Genomic DNA, 627 nt, shown 5'->3' on the forward strand with positions numbered 1-627 from the left:
CTCCAATTGCTGATGGATATGGATTACCTACTAAAATCTGGTTTCCTGCTAAAGCGGGAATCGTTATATCTCCATCGTTTGCTGTACCGTTAAACCAATAAGATTCGCCTGATGGAGCTCCACTTCCTGAACCTTTCATTGTATAGCCAATACCTGGTATTAATCCTGTGGTTGGTGTTATTTGTTGCCATCCAGCATAATTATCTAGTAAATCATTAAAAGTATACAACCAATAACTACTAAGCTCTATTGGAGTAGCTGATGGGTTGGCATCATAGCCTGTTGTAAATCCAACTGCACCTGAAGCCGTTTCTAGATAACTAACTTGCCAATCTCCTGATCTATTTACTGGTGAAGACCAAAAATTATAATTATATAAATTTGTAGTCCCTTCTTGCGTCATTTTTAAAATTCCGCTTCCTGTATTTAAGCTTGTCCCTGTGTGGTTTTGTATTAATTGCGCTTCACCTGAAAACTGAATAGTTCCGTTGTTATTGACACCATTTTCTACTTCTAATAATAATCCATCTACAACTTCAAAAGTAGCACCTGCTTCTACTTCTACTTCTCTTACAAAAGCATCTGCATTTAAAAGTGCTAAACTACCTGCTTTAACCGTTAGTTTTA

The 627-nt window shown here is 36.8% G+C and carries 1 pseudogene; it reads right to left on the reverse strand.

The annotated features are described in order from the left end of the window. A pseudogene (locus tag JAO71_RS15735) lies at positions 1-627 on the reverse strand (hypothetical protein); the annotation flags it as partial.

It is taken from the genome of Olleya sediminilitoris (assembly GCF_016785945.1).
Lineage (GTDB): Bacteria > Bacteroidota > Bacteroidia > Flavobacteriales > Flavobacteriaceae > Olleya > Olleya sediminilitoris.